The 19090-nt window shown below is 29.5% G+C and carries 19 protein-coding genes and 1 other RNA gene; 14 read left to right on the forward strand and 6 right to left on the reverse strand.

The window, feature by feature from the left end; translation table 11 throughout:
- Nucleotides 1-38 precede the first annotated feature (38 nt).
- The 3 genes from N4A44_05090 to rpmA all read left to right on the forward strand — a co-directional run bounded on the left by N4A44_05090 (nt 39) and on the right by rpmA (nt 1411).
- Entirely contained in the window at nt 39-686 is a 648-nt protein-coding gene (locus N4A44_05090) for an ABC transporter substrate-binding protein (GenBank protein ID MCT4553014.1), read from the forward strand.
- 99 nt (nt 687-785) lie between these two features.
- A complete protein-coding gene (gene rplU / locus N4A44_05095) occupies nt 786-1079 on the forward strand; it encodes a 50S ribosomal protein L21 (protein ID MCT4553015.1) in 294 nt (97 codons plus the stop codon).
- Nucleotides 1080-1159: 80 nt separating this feature from the next.
- The gene (gene rpmA / locus N4A44_05100) at nt 1160-1411 is read left to right on the forward strand and encodes a 50S ribosomal protein L27 (protein MCT4553016.1); all 252 of its coding nucleotides are present in this window, start codon (nt 1160-1162) and stop codon (nt 1409-1411) included.
- A gap of 69 nt (nt 1412-1480) precedes the next feature.
- Here the strand turns inward: rpmA and N4A44_05105 are convergent, their stop codons facing one another.
- The gene (locus N4A44_05105; GenBank protein ID MCT4553017.1) at nt 1481-2248 is read right to left on the reverse strand and encodes a DUF1460 domain-containing protein; all 768 of its coding nucleotides are present in this window, start codon (nt 2246-2248) and stop codon (nt 1481-1483) included.
- Between the two features lie 290 nt (nt 2249-2538).
- Here N4A44_05105 and gyrB point away from each other — a divergent pair, with 290 nt between their 5' ends.
- Together gyrB and N4A44_05115 are read left to right on the forward strand one after the other, a co-directional pair.
- Nucleotides 2539-4938 (forward strand): DNA topoisomerase (ATP-hydrolyzing) subunit B, encoded by a 2400-nt coding sequence (gene gyrB / locus N4A44_05110; GenBank protein MCT4553018.1) that lies wholly within the window; start codon nt 2539-2541, stop codon nt 4936-4938.
- Between the two features lie 215 nt (nt 4939-5153).
- Complete coding sequence (locus N4A44_05115) at nt 5154-5540, forward strand: hypothetical protein (GenBank protein ID MCT4553019.1); 387 nt, start codon at nt 5154-5156, stop codon at nt 5538-5540.
- Nucleotides 5541-5579: 39 nt separating this feature from the next.
- Here N4A44_05115 and N4A44_05120 read toward each other — a convergent pair whose 3' ends face one another.
- The gene (locus N4A44_05120) at nt 5580-6092 is read right to left on the reverse strand and encodes a hypothetical protein (protein ID MCT4553020.1); all 513 of its coding nucleotides are present in this window, start codon (nt 6090-6092) and stop codon (nt 5580-5582) included.
- A 281-nt stretch (nt 6093-6373) separates the two neighbouring features.
- Between N4A44_05120 and N4A44_05125 the strand changes: the two genes are divergently transcribed.
- Nucleotides 6374-7162 carry a hypothetical protein gene (locus tag N4A44_05125; protein ID MCT4553021.1) on the forward strand — a complete coding sequence of 263 codons (789 nt, stop codon included), beginning with the start codon at nt 6374-6376 and terminating at the stop codon, nt 7160-7162.
- On the opposite strand, the gene N4A44_05130 is transcribed toward N4A44_05125, so the two are convergent.
- Nucleotides 7159-7641, reverse strand: coding sequence for a DUF3201 domain-containing protein (locus N4A44_05130; protein ID MCT4553022.1), 483 nt, complete (start codon nt 7639-7641; stop codon nt 7159-7161). The two genes, N4A44_05125 and N4A44_05130, sit on opposite strands and share 4 nt — an antisense overlap.
- 25 nt (nt 7642-7666) lie before the next feature.
- The gene (gene recO / locus N4A44_05135; protein MCT4553023.1) at nt 7667-8419 is read right to left on the reverse strand and encodes a DNA repair protein RecO; all 753 of its coding nucleotides are present in this window, start codon (nt 8417-8419) and stop codon (nt 7667-7669) included.
- A gap of 70 nt (nt 8420-8489) precedes the next feature.
- Between recO and rpmB the strand changes: the two genes are divergently transcribed.
- The 5 genes from rpmB (at nt 8490) to N4A44_05160 (ending at nt 13463) form a co-directional block, all read left to right on the forward strand.
- The gene (rpmB, locus tag N4A44_05140) at nt 8490-8792 is read left to right on the forward strand and encodes a 50S ribosomal protein L28 (protein MCT4553024.1); all 303 of its coding nucleotides are present in this window, start codon (nt 8490-8492) and stop codon (nt 8790-8792) included.
- A 142-nt stretch (nt 8793-8934) separates the two neighbouring features.
- Nucleotides 8935-9279: a hypothetical protein gene (locus N4A44_05145; protein MCT4553025.1), complete on the forward strand. Its 345-nt coding sequence runs from the start codon at nt 8935-8937 to the stop codon at nt 9277-9279.
- Nucleotides 9280-9383: 104 nt separating this feature from the next.
- Nucleotides 9384-11906, forward strand: coding sequence for a type I DNA topoisomerase (gene topA, locus N4A44_05150; GenBank protein MCT4553026.1), 2523 nt, complete (start codon nt 9384-9386; stop codon nt 11904-11906).
- Nucleotides 11907-12243: 337 nt separating this feature from the next.
- Nucleotides 12244-13029 (forward strand): septal ring lytic transglycosylase RlpA family protein, encoded by a 786-nt coding sequence (locus N4A44_05155; protein ID MCT4553027.1) that lies wholly within the window; start codon nt 12244-12246, stop codon nt 13027-13029.
- 116 nt (nt 13030-13145) lie between these two features.
- Nucleotides 13146-13463, forward strand: a complete 318-nt coding sequence (locus N4A44_05160; GenBank protein ID MCT4553028.1) for a hypothetical protein — start codon at nt 13146-13148, stop codon at nt 13461-13463.
- 18 nt (nt 13464-13481) lie between these two features.
- Here N4A44_05160 and N4A44_05165 read toward each other — a convergent pair whose 3' ends face one another.
- Entirely contained in the window at nt 13482-14297 is an 816-nt protein-coding gene (locus tag N4A44_05165) for a 1-acyl-sn-glycerol-3-phosphate acyltransferase (protein MCT4553029.1), read from the reverse strand.
- A gap of 68 nt (nt 14298-14365) precedes the next feature.
- Entirely contained in the window at nt 14366-15178 is an 813-nt protein-coding gene (locus N4A44_05170; protein MCT4553030.1) for a GNAT family N-acetyltransferase, read from the reverse strand.
- Nucleotides 15179-15359: 181 nt separating this feature from the next.
- Between N4A44_05170 and N4A44_05175 the strand changes: the two genes are divergently transcribed.
- From N4A44_05175 to lptF, 3 genes are all read left to right on the forward strand, one after another.
- On the forward strand, nt 15360-17291 hold the full coding sequence (locus N4A44_05175; protein ID MCT4553031.1) for a M3 family metallopeptidase: 1932 nt from the start codon (nt 15360-15362) through the stop codon (nt 17289-17291).
- 36 nt (nt 17292-17327) lie between these two features.
- Nucleotides 17328-17683: a transfer-messenger RNA gene (ssrA, locus tag N4A44_05180) on the forward strand.
- 256 nt (nt 17684-17939) lie between these two features.
- Nucleotides 17940-19049: an LPS export ABC transporter permease LptF gene (lptF, locus tag N4A44_05185; protein MCT4553032.1), complete on the forward strand. Its 1110-nt coding sequence runs from the start codon at nt 17940-17942 to the stop codon at nt 19047-19049.
- The last annotated feature ends 41 nt before the right edge of the window (nt 19050-19090 follow it).

Consider the following 19090-nt stretch of genomic DNA (forward strand, 5'->3'; position numbering starts at 1 on the left):
TAATCTAAGTTATTGAAAAGAGATTTAGGAGTTAAGAAATGTTTGTTTTAAAAAGACTTTTTGTTTTTGTAATTTTATTATTTTCTACTGCATCTGCAAATGCAGATTCTATAGCTATTTCTGAAAAGGCTGAAATTGAGAAATTTTCTCAATCTGTTTTGGATGAAGTTCTTAATGAGTTGGTTAAAGTTGATAGAAAAGAAGATAAGGTTAAAAAGTTTGAAGAGATTTTTGTATCTAGATTCGATATGGAATATGTTTCCCAATTTTTATTGGGAAGAACTTATAAAAAATTGTCTAAGGATCAAATTAAAGATTTTGTAATTTCTTTTGAGGAATTTAATGTTTATTCTTGGATAGTTAAGTTTGATTTGTATGATGGACAAGGTGTTTCTTTGAAATCTGTGACGCAGGCTAAAAAGGATAATCAAGCGTTTGTTAATATACTTGTTCAAGAAAAAGATTCGGATGAGGCTTTCGATTTGCAGTTTAGACTTAGAAAAGTTGGTAAAGAGTATAAAATTGCTGATATTAAGGTCATAGGTTCATCTATGCTTATAACTTATAAAAAAGAATTTAAATCGTTGAAACTTAGAGCTAAACAAGAGGGTGAAGATGAATTTGTCTATTTGCTTGATTTTATTAAGAATAAAACTCTTAAAATGAAAGAAGAGTATTTTAAATAATTTCATTTTTATGTTGACTTTTTAGGGCTTTAATTGTATTTTGAGTTCAATTCGAACGAATATAACTGAATTTAGTTAAATTATAAGGAAAAAATAATAATGTTTGCTATATTTACTACAGGCGGAAAACAATATAAAGTTCAAGAAGGTGATATTCTTGAAATTGAAAAGATTGACGCTGAAAAAACAGTTGAATTCGGTGAAGTTTTAATGGTTGACTCTAAGATTGGAACACCTTTCGTTGAAGGCGCTAAGGTTAAGGCTGAAGTTCTAAATCAAAAGAGAGATGCTAAAATCATCGTATTCAAAAAGAAAAGAAGACAAAACTATAGAAGAAAGCAAGGTCACAGACAAGACGTTACTGTGATTAAGATTACTAAAATCGCTGCTTAGTACTTTGTTTTAAGAAATTGTTGATCGGTTGAGAGATAAGTTGGCTGATTAATTAAACTAATTGAGATTGGAGAAAAGAAATGGCTCATAAACTCGCAGGAAGTAGTTCAAAGAACGGTAGAGATTCAGCTGGTAGAAGGCTGGGTGTCAAAAAATTTGGTGGAGAAAGAGTAATTCCTGGTAACATCATAATTAGACAAAGAGGTACTAAGTATCACCCTGGTAATGGTGTTATGATTGGTAAAGATCATACTATCTTCGCAGTAATTGAAGGTAATGTTAAATTTGAGAAGAAAAAAGACAGACAATTTGTTCATGTTGTAGCTTCTTAATTGGACATCCAAATATAAAAAGAGCTCTGCTTATTTGCAGAGCTTTTTTATTTCTTTATAATAACTCTATTAATTGATTATTTTAATAATGGAAAAGCCTTTTATTGTTTTGCTATCTTCATATTGTTTAAGATATGTATAAAGATCTTCTTCTATCGTTTTTTGATATGTTTTGCTTGCGTGTCTAAAGATAATGCTATTATCTTTTTTAATTGCGAAACCTAGGTGAGATACGTCGAGATTAGTTCCTATTTTTTCTTTAAGGTTCCAATTGGGTCTTACTATTAAAATAATACTTTCATGGGGTATGTTTTTAATATTTTCTTTTGTTAGCTCTCTTATGGGCATATATGTTAAAGTAGATATTTTATCTTCTGCTTGAACTTTGATGTTATGAGTTTTTGAAAACCATTCTTTTTTATTTATTGTGGTGTTTGTTTTTGTGCTTTTACTAAATACTTTATCGGTTATATTTTCTAAAATATTTTCATTGTTTGGTAGCCAATCTACAGATATGAAGTGATTTCTATTTTCAAATGAAATTTCTCCATCTTTATATCTAATTTTATTTAGTTCTTTTAGTATTTTATTTTTAGAATTTGATTGTGATTTATTTTTTGAAATTGTAGTTTCAACGAATGTTTGGCAATCGAAAGCATCTTCTCTGAAAAGAGGGTTTTTATTTATTTTTCCATTTTTTCCTTCCCCTAGAGGTGAGTTTATATACTCTATATTTAGATAGCTTTTAGATACTTCATCGATTGAGAAATCTATATCGTTTTTTTGAGAGCAGCTTGTAACGAATACTGCGCTTAATAATATTATAAATTTATTCATATTTTTACCTCTTTTTATTAATATAATGATATATTATTGGGGCGTTAAATGCAATGTTAAAAGGCTTGTTTTTGCCCTTATTCTTGTATTTATTCTTTTTATACGATTCGTCTGGGAAATTGTATGTTTTTTCTAGTGTTTTTTTATTCTTTTTTCCTTGTTTTTGTTTGGTGATTTTGTTATAATTTCTTATGTAATTTTTAAGGGTTTTTCTTATGTTGTTGTTAGGACTTTGAGAGATGTCTTGTTTTTGAAAAACTCGTTTTAAAATTGGAAAGGAAATTGAAATTATGTCAGAACAAAATAATAATTATTCAGCAGATTCGATTAAGGTTTTAAAGGGTCTTGATGCGGTAAGAAAAAGACCAGGGATGTATATTGGTGATACAGGTGATGGAACAGGTTTGCATCACATGGTTAATGAGGTTGTTGATAACTCTATTGATGAATGTCTTGCTGGTTATTCAGATATGTGTTCTGTTAGGATAAATTCAGATGGATCTTGCTCGGTTGTTGATAATGGTAGAGGAATTCCTGTTGGTACTCATAAAGAGAGTGGGAGGTCTGCTGCAGAAGTTATTATGACAGAGCTTCATGCTGGTGGTAAGTTTGATTCTAATTCTTATAAAGTGTCAGGTGGTTTGCATGGTGTTGGTGTATCAGTTGTTAATGCATTATCTGATTGGTTAGAATTGAAAATTAGAAGAGAAGGTAAAATCCATTTTATGAGATTTGAAAGAGGTGTTCCTGTTGCTCCGTTAAAAGTTATTGGAGAAACTACTGCAGATGATACTGGTACAGAAGTTACTTTCTATCCATCAGATGAAACTTTTGATTTTATCGAATTTGATTTTTCAATTTTGGAAAATAGATTAAGAGAATTAGCTTTCTTAAATTCAGGTGTGAAAATTGAATTATCTGATGCTCGTTCTGAAGAAGAAAAGAAAGTAGAATTTTTCTATGAAGGTGGTATTGAAGAATTTGCCAAATATATTGGTAGATCTAAAACTTCATTGCATGAAATGCCTGTTACTGTTTGTGGTGATAAAAATGATATAGCGGTTGAAGTATCTTTACAATGGACGGATGCTTATTCTGAAAATACTGTTTGTTTTACAAATAACATACCACAAAGAGATGGTGGTACACATTTGGCTGGTTTTAGAGGCGCTTTGACAAGAGCTGTTAATAATTACATTAGAGAAAAGAATTTGTTGAAGAAAACAAATGTTGATATTACTGGTGATGATATGAGGGAAGGTTTGTGTGCAGTTCTTTCTGTTAAGGCTCCAGATCCTAAATTCTCATCTCAAACAAAAGATAAGTTGGTTTCTTCTGAAGTTAGACCAGTTGTTGAAAGTGTTGTTAATGAGAAGCTTTCAGAATGGTTAGAAGAACATCCTACAGATGCTCAAGCTATTGTTGGTAAAATTATAGAAGCTGCTACTGCTAGAGAGGCTGCAAGAAAAGCTAGGGATTTAACTCGTAAGAAGACAGGGAATGATATCATTTCGAATGCTCATAAATTGGCAGACTGTCAAGAAAGAGATCCTGCGTTGTCTGAAATATTCATAGTGGAGGGGGACTCTGCGGGTGGTACAGCTAAGCAAGGTAGAAGTAGAAAAAATCAAGCGATTCTTCCTTTGAGAGGTAAGATTCTTAATATTGAAAAAACTAGATTTGATAAAATTATTTCTAACGAAATGATTGGGACTATGATTACTGCACTTGGTTGTGGAATTGGTGATGAAGAATTTGATGTTGAAAAATGTAGATATCATAAAATTATAATTATGACCGATGCCGATGTCGACGGTGCGCACATTAAGACTTTGATTTTAACGTTTTTTTATAGACAAATGCCAGAAATTATAGAGAAGGGTTATCTTTATATAGCTCAACCTCCTCTTTATAAGATTAAGAAGGGTAATTCTGAAATTTATCTTAAGGATGATGCAGCTCGTGAAGACTTCTTGATAGATGCATTTTCAAAAGAAGCTTCATTGACTTATTCTGATGGTGAAAGAATGTTTGGAGAAGATCTTAAAGATTTAGTTAAGAGAGCAGTTAAGGCAAATAGATCTATAGCTTCTATGTCTAAAATTATTCCAGCGAAGATTGTTGAACCACTAGCTGTTTGCGGTGTTCTTGGTAAAGAAAATTTTGATCTTTCATTATTAAAAGATGTTGTTGAAAGATTGGATGCTAATGAAAAAGATTTTGAAAGAGGTTGGAAAGTAGATAGACAAGATAATGGAGATTTTTATTTTGTTAGAACTCTTAGAGGTGTTGAAGAAAGACATCTTGTTAGATTGAGTGATTTGATTTCTCATGAAGCTATTTCTTTAGATAATTCAGTTAAGAGTCTTGAAGACATTTATAATAAGGCTCCAGAAGTTTTATTTAAAGATAAAAATTATAAATTAAAATCATTATCTGAATTGTTAGAATTAGTATTTACATTGGGAATGAAGGGTTCAAGTATCCAAAGATATAAAGGTCTTGGTGAAATGAATGCTGAACAACTTTGGGAAACTACTCTTGATCCAGAAGCGAGAACATTGTTGCAGGTTTCTGTTCAAGATGCTGTGTTAGCTGATGAAGTGTTTTCTACATTGATGGGTGACGTTGTTGAGCCTAGAAGAGATTTCATTCAAGAAAATGCTCTTAATGCAAACTTAGATACTTAGTTTTTTTTAATAATGGGGATTTGGGAATTTTAAATATCTATTACCAAGAGACAATTATCTTATATATTATTTATACACTGCGAAATTGTTTTTGGAAATATTTAAATTAAAATAACCAAATCTTCAAGAGTTTAGTTTCAATGAATTAGCTTATGTTGAATTAAAATATTTTTTTAATTAGAAAAATAAACTTCCTTTAATTGGGAGTTTTTTATTTGTTGAAAAATTATTTTTCTATGATAGATTGTGATTCTAACCTAATTTTTAAAATCATGGAAAGAATTGTTAAAGCGGTTGTTAAAATTGGAGATGTGTCTGCTGTTGCTTTATCTCATAATTTAGCAGAAAAGAAATTAAAAAATTGTCCATCTAAAAATGTTCAGGATTATTTGAAATCGAGTATTTTTAATAGGCAATTTTCAAAATTTAGAATGTTTCAAACATCTGAGAACAGAATTATTAATAGGGAAGAAGCTTTATTAATAGTTCAAAAATCTGGCCAAATGAAGTCATTTAAGGAAATGAATTTTATGTGTAGATTTGCTAGAGTTTTTTATAGAAAATTATTATTTTCTCAGATGATTGTTTTTGGAAATAAGTAATAAAAAGGGATTAGAAAAAGCATCTAATCCCTTTTTATTTTAAGCAGCTATTTTGCACCATAAAATAAATCTTTTTTTAATTTTTTTATCCTTTTTTGTTTGCTCTTTTCCTGGAATTGATAGGAAGTGCCAACTAGGATTAAAATTATATTTGTTATAAAAAGATATATTGTCTTCGCAATCAGCTCTCATTCGAACTTTAATTTCATAATCATCTTTTTTTGAAAGATCCCGTTTTTTCATTTTTTCAGCTCTATTTTCAGGATTTTTTAATAGAGCTATTTTAAATTCATACTTTTTATCCAGTCCATTTTTTTTGAACCATTTGATCATTTGGTCAATATATTTTGCTTCATTAACATCATATATTAAGTTTTTACCAATATTGTCAAACACCTCTTTTTCCGTTACACAATAAGCTTTGTAAGCCTCTCCTTTGTGATTTGGAACAGGAAGATATGTTGCTTTTTTAGCATTTTTAATAGTTTCAAGGTCTGTAAAAAAGTAACTTACGTTATGAACCTCTCCATCTCTAGGGTCTCTAGAAGTCATAGAGAGTAATTTATAAAATTTATTTGGGGGTATAAAGTTATTGTAGAGGAATTCTTTTCCGCTACCACCACCTCCGGTTATGAATACTAGTACTTTTTTTCCTAGTATGATTCTCCGTATTTTTTCAAAAATAAAAGAGAAAAAATAAAAAATATTTTCCATATGTTTTGATTTAAATGATATATCCTTCTTATACATCATAGCAATGTTTTTTTCCTGTTGTAAAGTTAAAAATAAACTACTTTATTTTTTTTATTGTTTTGTTATACTTTAGGAAAGAAATGGAGTTCGTTTTGGTTAAAAATATAGCTTTAAATTTTAGAGAAATTGTTTGTAAATATGGAGTTTATTTACTTTATATTTTGTTATTGTTACCTTATTTGTTTGCGTTAGGTAATTTGAGAAATACTTTTGATACTGCCGATAAGATTAGTTCAAAGGCTGATGTTGTTTTTAATGTTGTTAATAGAGATGAGGTTAAAAGTCAGTTAAAGAAGAGTGCTAATGAAGTTGCTGGAACGGTAGTTGTTAGTACTAAGAATTTAACAGATAAAGAAATGGATAAAGATATTGAGATGGAGCAAGCTTCTCAGGCTACTCAGTTGTCTGAGCATTTTCAAGATCCTTTGAAGTTGGATTATGTTGATTATTATCTTAAAAAGGTTTTTCCTTGTGATGATTGTAAGGAAGGGGAACAACACTATATTTTAAGATGGATAGAGGATAATATTTTATCTTTCTTTAAGAATAATATTTTTATTTATGTGTTTATATTTTCTTTCATTCCAATAATTTCTGTTTGGGCTATTTTGGCAATGTTTTTGAGATTTGTTTATAGACCCTTCTTTATGAAATATGATGATAAGGATCATAAATCTTTGGTTTTAAATCATCTTTATAATGTTAAAAGTATTTATTGGGAAAACTTTATTTTATCTATTTTAGGAGTGTTTACAGCTGTTGCTATAATTGGTGTTTTAGTAGTATTTTATGCTCACTTTAGATATTTCTGGAGATCTATTAAGGGAATAAGATTTTATAGATCTGGGAAGAAGATTAAGTTTATTTAAGTTTTGATTAAAATTGATAAAGAGTTAAATTTATTAACAATGTCGTTGGCTTTAGTGCTTATTTCTGATTCTAGATTGAATTGTATAAATTTTTCGTGAGAGTTTTTTATGTTTAATAATAATTTTTCTATATCGTTATTTTTGTAAAAATCATTTAGGCAGTTTTTGTATCCATAGATTTCTATTTTAGGAAATTGTTCAACTATTTTTTTTATTTTATTTGTATTTAATTTTGATTTTTTTATAGGGATTTCAAAAAATATTTTATCTATATTTATTCCAATGTCTCCAGTATTTTTGATAGTAAATACTGGTATATAATATTTTTGAAGCTTAAATTTATTATTTATAGAGATATAATGATTGGTGTAATTTCCTTTTTTGAATTTAATATTTTTTTCTTTTAATATATTTTCAATATTATTGGCTATCTTATATATATTATTAAAATGGTTATGTATTATTGAAATTTTATCCATTTTATTATCCCCTTTATTTATTTTTTTATTTATTTAGAATTTTTTCTCTTAGAGTTAGAAGTTTTTGAGTTTTTTCTTCGTCACAATATCTTAAAGCATTTTTTCTAAGGTAGAAATTGTTGATATTGAATAGATCTTTTAGTTCTTCTGTTGAAGGTTCTGTTTTGTTTAATATAAAATCAGGGATTAAAAATAGTTTGTCTTCGAATTGTTTGCCAGCATCTTCGCAGATTGCTTTTCCTGTTTTTGGAGATAGGTATTTTAAATTTTCTGTGGTACCTGTTGCATTGCATTTTTCGAAGTCAAGACCGAAACCTATTTCAGCTAGGAATGCTATTTCCCAATTTATATAGTTTTTTAATGTTAATCTATATGTTTCTTCTTTTGAAAGTAATGTAAGTTTTTTATCTGTTATTTTTTCAATAAGAGATAGGGTATGGTAATATAATCCTTGGTGTACTTCTTTTTCAGCTAGGATATTTTTTAGAGTGAATGATATGCTATTAATTATGTTAAGTTTTTGAGGGGTTGAAATTAGTTCGAAGGATTGTCCTTTTTCTAATTTTGGAGTGAATAAACCTAGGTGTTCTTCAAGGCGAGCTGACCAGTTTAGTTCAAATATGTTTCCAGTTTGATATACAGCTCTTTTTTTCTTGGTTGCGCCGTTTTTTATTAGACCTGTGAAAAGACCGTTGTTTTCTGTGAAAAACGTTGTTAAAAGGTTTGAATTTCCTAGAATTCTACCGTGAAGGAAGATTCCTTTATCTTTTATCTTCATATTTTTCTTGACTTTCAAAAATCTTATACATATAATGGCAACAAATTATTGAAAAATCAAGAGGTTTATTATGGCTAGAGTATGTCAAATTACAGGTAAAAAATTAGCAACTGGTAATAACGTTGCTCACTCAAAAAAATCAACTAGAAGAACTTTCTTACCTAACTTACATGTTGTATCTTTCTTAAGTGAAGTTTTAGGTCAAAAAATTCAATTGAGACTTTCTAAAAAAGGTATCAAAACTGTTGAACATAATGGTGGTATTGATTCATACTTATTGAACAAACCAAATTCAAAATTAACAGATGATGCTAAAAAACTTAAAAAGAGAGTTGTTAAAGCTAAAGCTAAAAAAGAAGCTTCTGCTAAGTAATTAATACCTGTTTATTATATAAGTTAGAAATTCCTACCAATTGGTGGGGATTTTTTATTTGCGAATAGTTTCTTGTTGACAAATTTTCTTTTAGATTGTAAAATGATTATATGTAAAATGTGTACCCCTAAACTAAAGATATATGAAAATTTTATGGAAACATCAAGGTGGGTTTAAGTATTTTATTGATGGAAATGCTTATAAACTCAAGGATGATGATGGAGAGATTATTTTAAATATTTTATTCCCTTCTGAATTGAAAAATTCAAATTATGTTTATAAATTCTTATCAGTTAAAAAGGTAGAGACTTTTATATCTTTATCTTTAAATTTTAGGAATGTGGAACGATTTGATTTAGAAGGCGGTGAAGAATATCTTTCATCGATATTGGGAGAAGTGCAGGAAAGAGAAAAAAATGATAGTTTCCCAAAGATTCTGTGTTATTTTAATAGCACGTCCTTTAAAGACGTTAAATTATTAAATTAAGTTTTATAGAGTGAGTTTGCAAAAATTCACTCTATTTTTATATCTTGATTTTATGAAGCTTTTATCCTATTATTTTAAAATCAAAAATATTAGGAGTTTGTTGTATGAAAAATCTGTTGATAGTGGAGTCGCCTGCTAAATCTAAAACTATTAAAAAATATTTGGGTAAAGATTTTGAAGTTTTACCTTCTGTTGGTCATGTTAGAGATTTAGAGCCTGTTGATGGGGCAGTTGATGTTGAAAATGATTTCGCTATGAAGTGGAAAATATTACCAGGTAAACAGAAGAATATTTCTGCAATTGCTCAAGCAGTTAAAAAAGCTGAAAATGTATTTCTTTCTCCCGATCCCGATAGAGAAGGAGAGGCTATCGCGTGGCATTTATATGATATATTAAATAAGAAGAAAGCATTTGAAGGAAAGAATGTTAAAAGAGTTGTTTTTAATGAGATTACAAAAACAGCTATTCAAAAGGCTTTGAAGGAACCTAGAGAAATAGATCAAAACATGGTTGATGCTTATTTGGCAAGAAGAGCGTTAGATTTTGAAGTTGGTTTTAAATTATCTCCAGTTCTTTGGAAGAAGTTACCAGGTTCTAAATCTGCTGGTCGTGTTCAATCGGTTGCTTTAAGAGTTCTTTGTGAAAGAGAAGATGAAATTGAAAAATTTGTACCTGTTGAATATCATTCAATAGAGGGTAAGTTTGTTACTGAAGAAGGTAAAGAGTTTAATTCTAAGCTGTCTCATTATAATGGTGTTAAATTAGATAAATTTGCTATTAAAACTTCTGAAGAAGGAAATAAGATAGTTGAAGATTTGAATGTTAAAGATTATTCAGTTGCGGCTATTGAAAAGAAAAAATCTCAAAGAAGACCTTATGCTCCATTTACTACATCTACTTTACAACAGGATGCTTCTAGAAAGTTAGGTTTTGCTGCTAAGCATACTATGAGGGTTGCTCAAAAACTTTATGAAGGAGTTGATTTGGGAGGTGAAACAGTTGGTTTGATTACTTATATGAGAACAGATTCTGTTGCGTTATCTAAAGAGGCGGTCGAAGGTGCTAGAAGTTTTATTGGTAAACAATTTGATAGCAATTATTTACCTGAAAAACCAATTTTTTATGCTAACAAAAGTAAGAATTCTCAAGAGGCCCACGAAGCTGTTAGACCTACAAATTTATCTAGAACTCCTAAATCAATTCAAGGTTATTTGGATAAAGATCAATATAGACTTTATGAGCTTATTTGGAAGAGAACTGTTGCTTCTCAAATGTCTAACGCGGTTATAAATCAGGTTGCTGTGGATATTGTTTCTGAAGATAAAAATGCTGTGTTTAGAGCGACTGGTTCAATGATTGGATTTGATGGTTTCTTGGTTCTTTATAATGAAGCTAAAGATGAGAAAGAAGAAGACTCTAAGATGCTTCCTAAAATGGAAGAAGGCCAAGGTGTAGATAAAAAATCTATTTTTGATGAAGAACATTTCACTCAAGCTCCTCCAAGATATACAGAGGCATCTCTTGTTAAGAAGTTGGAAGAAATGGGTATTGGTAGCCCATCTACTTATGCGAATATTTTAGATGTTATTCAGTTAAGAAATTATGCTAGGATAGAAAAGAAGAGATTTGTTTGTGAAGATAGAGGTAGAATAGTTGTTGCATTCTTAAAAGATTTTTTTGCTAAGTATGTTGAATATGATTTTACAGCTGGTATGGAAAATAATCTAGACGAAATTGCAAATGGTGATAAGCAATGGAAAAATGTTATGATGGATTTCTGGACGCCATTTATGGATGCTGTTGGAAAGGCTCATGACTTAAGTAATGAAGAAGTTGCTGATAAATTAACAAATGATTTAGCCATACATTTATTCCATTTGAAAGATGGAGATTCTATTGAAGAAGCTAGAAAATGTCCTGATTGTGGAAACGGTAAGTTATCATTAAAATTGGGTAAATTTGGTGGTTTTATAGGTTGTTCTAATTATCCAGAATGTCGTTATACTAGACAATTGGCTATTAATCCAGATGATAAATATGTTGATGAAAAGAATGCTAAATCAGCTGAAGATGGCACTGTTGAATTTGGTGAAATTAAAGGTAAAAAGTTAACTTTGAGAAAAGGTCCTTATGGTCATTATGTTCAATTAGGTGAAATGGAAAAAGGTACTTCTGAAAAGCCTAAGAGAGTTAGTTTGCCAAAAGGTGTTTCTCCGGAAGAGATTGATGAGAAGAAAGCTAAATTCTTGATAGCTTTACCTAAAAAAGTAGCTGAAGATGCTGAAGGTAATAAGATTGAGGTTGGCATAGGAAGATATGGTCCTTATATTAAAAAGGGTAGTGCTTTTGTATCAATTCCTGCAGGACAAGATTTATTTACTATTAGTAAAGAGGTTGCTTTGGATCTTGCTTCTAAGGCTAGAGAGTCCGCGAAAAAAGTGTCAGCTGAAGTTCTTGGAAAAGATGATAAGGGGAATGAAGTTTTATATTACGCTTCTGGAAGATATGGTCCTTATGTTAAATCTGGAAAGAAATCTGCTTCAGTGGATAAGGATTTGCAAGCTAAGATAGCAGGTGGAGAAAAATTAACATTAGAAATAGCTTTGGAGTTACTTAGTAAAAAATAAAGCTTTACTAGTTGATTTGTCTAAAAAAAAATGATATAATGGTTTTGTTATTATTAATATGGAGAGGGATAATATGAGAAAATCTATAGTTAATATTTCTTTAATTGCTTTGTTAGCAGGCTGTGCAACGGCTACAGTTCCTTTAAATTCAAACCAAGCAAATGAAGATTTGAATTCAGAATTTTTTGATGGTGAATATGTTGCTGATAAAAAAGTTAATGTAGACATTGAACAGTTAGAAACAAATACTAAAACAACAGCAGAAAAAATTGCTGAAGAAGCTAAGAAGGATGCCTCTAAGAAAGTGGAAAAAGTTTCTTCTGAAGTTGATAAAGCGATGGATACAGCTGTTTATAAAGGGACTCCAACTGCGACTTATAAAGTAGGTGATCCATATAAAATTGATGGTGTTTGGTATTTCCCTTATGAAGATTATTATTATGCTGAAGTTGGTCAAGCTTCTTGGTATGGCTCAGAAGATAATGGAAACTTTACAGCTAATGGAGAAGTTTTTGATTCATCAGCATTGACTGCGGCTCACAGAACTTTACCTATGCCTTCAGTTGTTAGAGTTACTAATGTTTCAAATGGTAAATCTGTAGTTGTTAAAGTAAATGACAGAGGTCCTTTTGCTAGAGATAGAATTATTGACCTTTCTCAAGCTGCAGCTGAAAGATTAGATTTTGTTAAAGATGGTCATTCTACAGTTAAAGTAGAAATATTACCTGAAGAAAGTAAAGCTTTGAAAGCAGAATTATTGAATAAAGGTACAGCTAAAGCTCCAGTTGTTGAAATGCAAGTTGAAGATAAAGTTGTAGAGCAACCTAAAGTTTCAGAACCAGTTTCTTTTGAACAACATACTCCAGTTGTTGAAGAAGTTAAAAAACCTGTTTCTCCAGTAATGAATACCGATCACTATGTTCAAATGGGTGCTTTTGGAAATCATATGAATGCTGATGCATTAGCTAGAAGACTTTCAGATGCAGGTCACAATGTTGTTACTGAAAAGACAGCTTCTGGTTTAACTAAAGTTAAGGTTGTAGGATTTGATTCTAAAGCAGCTGCTAAATCTATGATTAATACATTACAAAATCAAGGTTTTGGTAAGGGTTTTGCTAGATAGTACAAATTATTACTTTAAAAATTAAATTCGACCTCAATTCGGGGTCGATTTTTTTTATTGATTTGTTTTTTTTAATGTTTTAGAGTCTTATTAGTTTAATGTTTAAATTGATTAGTATGCGAAGATGTTTGATAGAATTATTTAATAAGGATCTATATAGTTCTTTAGATGGTTCTGTGGAGATGGATGGGTACTTAAAGCTTAGTTTTGCTAATAAGTATAGTAGGGAAGTTAAAGAACGTTTTTTGAAAGACTTTTTTATTCCTAGTGAAGAGAATGAAGATTATATGAAATTGAACTTTGTTTTATTAGATATTGAAAAATATAGAGATGATTCTATTTTGTTAGGGATTTTTAATGAAATTGAATTTGAGATGAAGTTGTCTAATGAAATAAAAATTTCAATTATTGAAGAAAAAAAAGAGGTTGCTTAATTTAAGCAACCCTATTTTTTATTTAATCATTTTTTTATATTCGTTTTCTATAATTTTGTGACAGTGTTCTGCTAGTTCTTTTCTGTCAGAAAATTGTGATAGATCTATAGGATCTAATTGTTTCATTTTGATTTTAATTTTTCCAGCTTTAAGTATTTTAATCATATATTGAATGAAGCTTTCTTCTTGAGAAGGGTTTTCTTTTACATAATATGCATAAAACTCTCTTTCTTTAGCTGTGGATTTTTTGCTTTTATTATTACTGATATAGTAAACAGCTGGTTGTATGTAAAGTTTTTCATCTTCTTTAATATCTTTACGACCCAATTGGTGTTCTACTATATTAAACATAGCTGATTTGAAAGGTTTTATTTCATTTCCATTGTTAGTAGTTCCTTCAGGAAATATTAGTAATGGAGATTTTTCTTTAGAAAGTTTTTCAGCTAATTTAGCAGTTTCTTGTTTTGCTTTTCTTGGATTTCTTTCAATGAACATGCATCCGGCTTTACCCATGATAGTTCCAAGAAGTGGCATTTTTCTTAATTCAGCCTTTGGTACAAAAGCAGGATTAATTGTTGCCCCTAAAGCAGTAATTTCTATAAAAGAAGTGTGATTGGTAATCATTAGAAGTGGTCTGTGTTTTACTAATGTCCCTTCTTTCTCAACTTTTATGTTAATAGTGGCTTTATAAAATTTCCACCAAAATTTTCTAAAGTATTTAGGGTTTATTCTGAACCAAGAAAATGGAAATATAGTTATGAACATTAATAGAGTTACTATAAAGTAACATGTTAGTCTAATATAAGCTATTATAGTCATAAATAAATTTTTCATTTGGTTTCCCTTTCTTAATAAATTTTTCATGAAAATTATTTTGTTAGGTTTAAATTGTAATAAATTTCTTATTGCTTTTTAGCATAGTGTTCGAAATATTTTTTATCTAATTTATCCATATCTAAAAGGATTAATATAGATGTTGAATTGAAAAGTGGGTCAACATATATTCCGTTACCAAAATTACAACCGATTCTCATATATCCTTTTATAAGAGGTAAGATATCTTTTAGAGCTTTCTTTTTATTTAATTCTTCTTCAGGAATTAGGTCTAATTCATCCCAAGTTTTTTGTTTTGATTTTATAACAGATAATTCTTCTGCAACAGGGTTTTCTTTAGAGTATAGTTTTATTAAAGATAAAGCCTCTCTGATTTCTTCAACATTTGTAGTTGGCCAATCAGCTTCTCCAAACATAAGTTTAATATCGTTTTTGAAGAAGTAGTCAGCAATAACATTCCAAAGAAGTTTCATAACTATATTGTTTCTATATTCTGCTTTTATACAAGCTCTACCAAGTTCAAGAACTTTTCCTTTTGAGTAATTCATTAATGAAGATACGTCAAATTCGTACTGAGAGAAGAAATGTCCAATTTCAGAAATATGTTCTTTTTCAATAAGTCTATAAGTTCCTATAATTTTATCTTCCATAGAACCTTCAATAGTTGTGTCATACATTATGATATGATTACATGTTTCGTCGAATTGATCGAAGTCTCTTTTTTCTTCATGAACTTTTGGATTTTGTTCAACTCCTGAATTAGCTCCAAGTTCTTCAAAAAATATTTTATATCTTAATTTTTGGCATGCTACAATTTCTTCTTTTGATTGTGTAAGTCTAGCTTCAATATTTCCGACTTTAGATAAATATAGTTCTTTCATAATAATCCTTTTAATTTGTTTTGGAGCTTTAAATTGTAGCGCCTTTTAAATTATCTATGGTATTTTATAATAAAAAATATTTCAAATCTAGTAAAAAATTTTTTAGATTTATTTTGTTGAAAAAAAGCTATTCTTAGTTTATTATTTTGATTGAAATGTGAAAGATTTTGGGAGGATATTAATGGTAGAAAATAGTAAAAAATCATCTTCTAAGTTGGCATTGTTTTTAGGTGCTTCTGTGGTTTTAGGTGGAGTTTATTTTTTTAATGAAAATGTTATAAGTGAGAAAGGTTTGGATAGTATGACTTTGGAAAAAGCTAGATGGAATTTAAAGGATTTTGGATATAGCTCTTATGAGGATCCTCAAATAGAAAAAGATGTTCTTAAAATTGAAGAAATGACTAAGGATTTGCTTCAATATAGAGGGAAGGTTGCTGATAACCTTGAAGAAATTTTGAATAAGGAAATTGCTATAAGCCAATTGGAAAATAAAGTTTTTGGTTATTTAGGATTGTTGTCTTCTCAAGACGAAACTAATCAAGAATTGAAAAAATTGGAAATGGATTATTCCGTTAGATTATCTCAATTGGGAGCTGAAACAGAATTTATAAATCTTGAGATAGGTGTAATTTCCCCTGAGAAGTATGAAGAGCTTTTGAAATCTTCTGATATGATTAAATTTCATAAACCTATGTTAGATAAGGTTATTGAAAATGCTAAGTATAACTTGGAAGAGAGTGTTGAGAAAATTTTAACTAAGACTAGTGGTTTTAATAGTTCTCCTTGGGGTCAAGCTATGAGTGAACTAGAGGTTAGAATTAGGTTTGATTTTGAAGGTGAAAAATTACCTATGGTTAAGATAATCGATATCTTGAATAACGATATAGATCCTGAAAGAAGAGAGAAAGCTTTGGAAGTTTTTTCTAATACTTTGGCTGATAAAGGAAATAGTTTTTCTTTTGTAGAAATGGAAGCTAAGACTATGAATAATATTATGGGTCTTGCTACTATTATGAGAAAAGAAAGAGGTTTGACTTATCCAATGGAAGGTAGAAATATTGCTAATATGTTGGATAAAAAGATAGTTGATTCTTTGCATGATGTTGCTGCTAAAGAAGGTAAAGAGCAGGCTATGAGATATTATAAAATTTTAGCTAAACTTATGGATAAGGATGTTCTAAGTTGGGCTGATAGAAATGCAAAACCATTGCAAACTAAGCAAGAAATTATTGAATGGAAAGATGCTGTAAAAATGACGGTAGATTCTTATAGTGCTTTTTCTCCTAAGCTTGGAAAAATGGCAGAAGGTTTCTTTGTGAATGAAAAGGTTGATGCTCCGGCTTATGAAGGTAAAAATGGAGGTGCGTTCTCTTATTCATTTATGTTGCCAGATAATGTAGAACAATCTTATGTACTTATGAATTATAAAGGTAAAGATAGAGATGTTTCTACTCTTGCACATGAGATTGGACATTCTCTTCATGGTATTTTAGCAGAAAGAAAGCAAGGTGAGTTAATGCATAATGCTCCAATGCCTTATGCTGAAACAGCATCTATTTTTGGTGAAATGCTGTTATTTGATAATTTGATTAAATCAGAGAATGATAAGAAGAAAAAATTAGCTATGTTATTGGATAAATCTAATGATTGGTTGAATTCAGTTTTAAGACAAATTTCATTTTCTGAGTTTGAAATTATGATTCACGATGCTAGAGAAAAAGGTGAGTTATTAATGGAAGACTTTAATAATATGTATTTGGATGCGACTAAGAAATATTATGGTGAAGATGGTGAAATGTTTGATTATAAACATGTAGCTCCTTTGTGGTCGTATGTACATCACTTTAGAAGACCTTTCTATGTTTATGCATATGCATTTGGTGAATTATATACTCAATCATTATTTGCAGTTAAAGATAATTTTAAAGAAGGTGAATTTGAACAACTTTATATTGAAATGTTAGAAAAAGGTGGTACTCAAGGTGCTGTTGATTTAATGAGTCCATTTGGTTTGGATCCTCGTTCTAGAGATTTCTGGGTTAATGGTGTTAATGTTTCAATTAAGCAGTGGTTGGATGAAGCTGAAGAGTTGATGAAAGAACTTAACTTATAATTTTTTAAAGAGGTCTTTTATAGGCCTCTTTTTCTTGAACTTGACTTTGTTTGTTTTAAATCCTATAATTAGGATGTCCTTTGGACTATAAAACTAAACCTTTTATGGAATAGGTATTTTGGACGTGGGTGCGATTCCCACTAGCTCCACCAAATAATTGCTCATTGTTTATAGAGTTGGGGCTAATCAGGATCGACAGATACAATAAAGATAAGAGCTGTTTTCGAGAGTGATTTAAACTCGTTAAAATTTGATTAAAACAAATGAGTGCTAATAGAAATTACGCTCCAGCTATAGCTGCCTAATTAGGACGCTTAAGCGACAAAATTCTTGATACATAATGAGCGTATTAAGTGAGGTCTGCCCCTTCCTATCAACAGAATGGGGCTTTTTCTTTGCCTTTTAATCCAATTTAAATCAAATTATCAATTGTTAAATTTCAGTCATTTATTATTTATAAACTTCTGAAATTTAAAATTTAATTTAACTTCCTTGAATTAAAATACTTGAAAAAGTTTTTTTGAAAGTGCTTTTGATGTGGATATCGATTTGTAAAGAGGGTTTTTTCAATTATTTTTTTGTGGATTTGTAGGTTTGTATGTTATAATATAATTCTGATTTAAATTTGAGCAAAAGGTGTACTAAAGAATGCGAGAATTCTTAGATATAAAGACTTTGGATAAATATATTATTAAGCAATTGCTAACAGCTATTGGTGTTGTTGTATTTGTTTTACTTGGTATTGCTTGGTTATCTCAAATTATTAGACTTATAGAGCTGTTTTTCTCTCATAATTTACCGTTTTTATCATTCCTAAGATTTTCAAGTTATTTATTGCCAGGTTTGGTTGCAATTGTTTTGCCTATAGCATTTTTGATAGCGGTGTTGTTTATTTATAATAAGCTTATTTCTGATAGAGAGCTTATTGTTATGAAGGCTGTGGGAATGGATTTGAAAGCATTGTATAAACCTATTTTTGTTGTTTCAGTCTTATTATTTATTTTAAATTTTTTATTAAATCATTTTATCGCACCTTATTCTGCTGTTGCATTTAAGAAATATAAGACGGATTTTATTGGAGATTTATCTCAGGTTGTTTTGAAAGAAAAAACCTTTAATGACTTGGCTAGTGGTTTAACAGTTTATGTTGATAACACTAAAGGTAATATTTTATATGACATTTTCATTAACGATTCTAGAGAAAAATCTAGTAAAACTATTTATGCTGAAAAAGGACAGGTTTTGAAAACTGAGAAAGGTTTTTCAGTTGTGCTTGTAAATGGTTCCTTGCATGAGTCTAAATCTGGTGAAACTAGATCTGAAGATAGAATTACTTTTGGTAAGTTTGAAAATTATACTATTGATTTAGGATTGGCAAAAGAGAAGTCTATGAAGATCTTTAAGCCTAAAGAACTTTCAACATATAAGTTATTGACTGCTGAAAAATGGGATTTTGTTAGAAAAGATAAGATTAATAAATATAAAGTTGAAGGACACAAGAGGTTTGTTATGCCTTTTTATAATATAATTTTTGGTATGATTTGTGCTATGTTTATTTTGAGTGCTAGATTTTCTAGACAAGGTAATTTCAAGCCTGTATTTACTTCAGTTATAAGTTGTTTATTTGTTTATTCTGTTTATATAGGTGCATTTTCTTTTGTTAGAAAGTCATATGAATTTATTTACATACCATATGTATTAACTTTGGTTTTGATAGTATTTTTAAGATGGAGATTTAATAGAGAAAATAGTAGGTAATTTTTTACTTGGTTTTCTTTTAAAATTTTTATAGAATTGGG

The sequence above is a fragment of the Alphaproteobacteria bacterium genome (assembly GCA_025210155.1).
Lineage (GTDB): Bacteria > Pseudomonadota > Alphaproteobacteria > Rs-D84 > CASDRH01 > JAOASE01.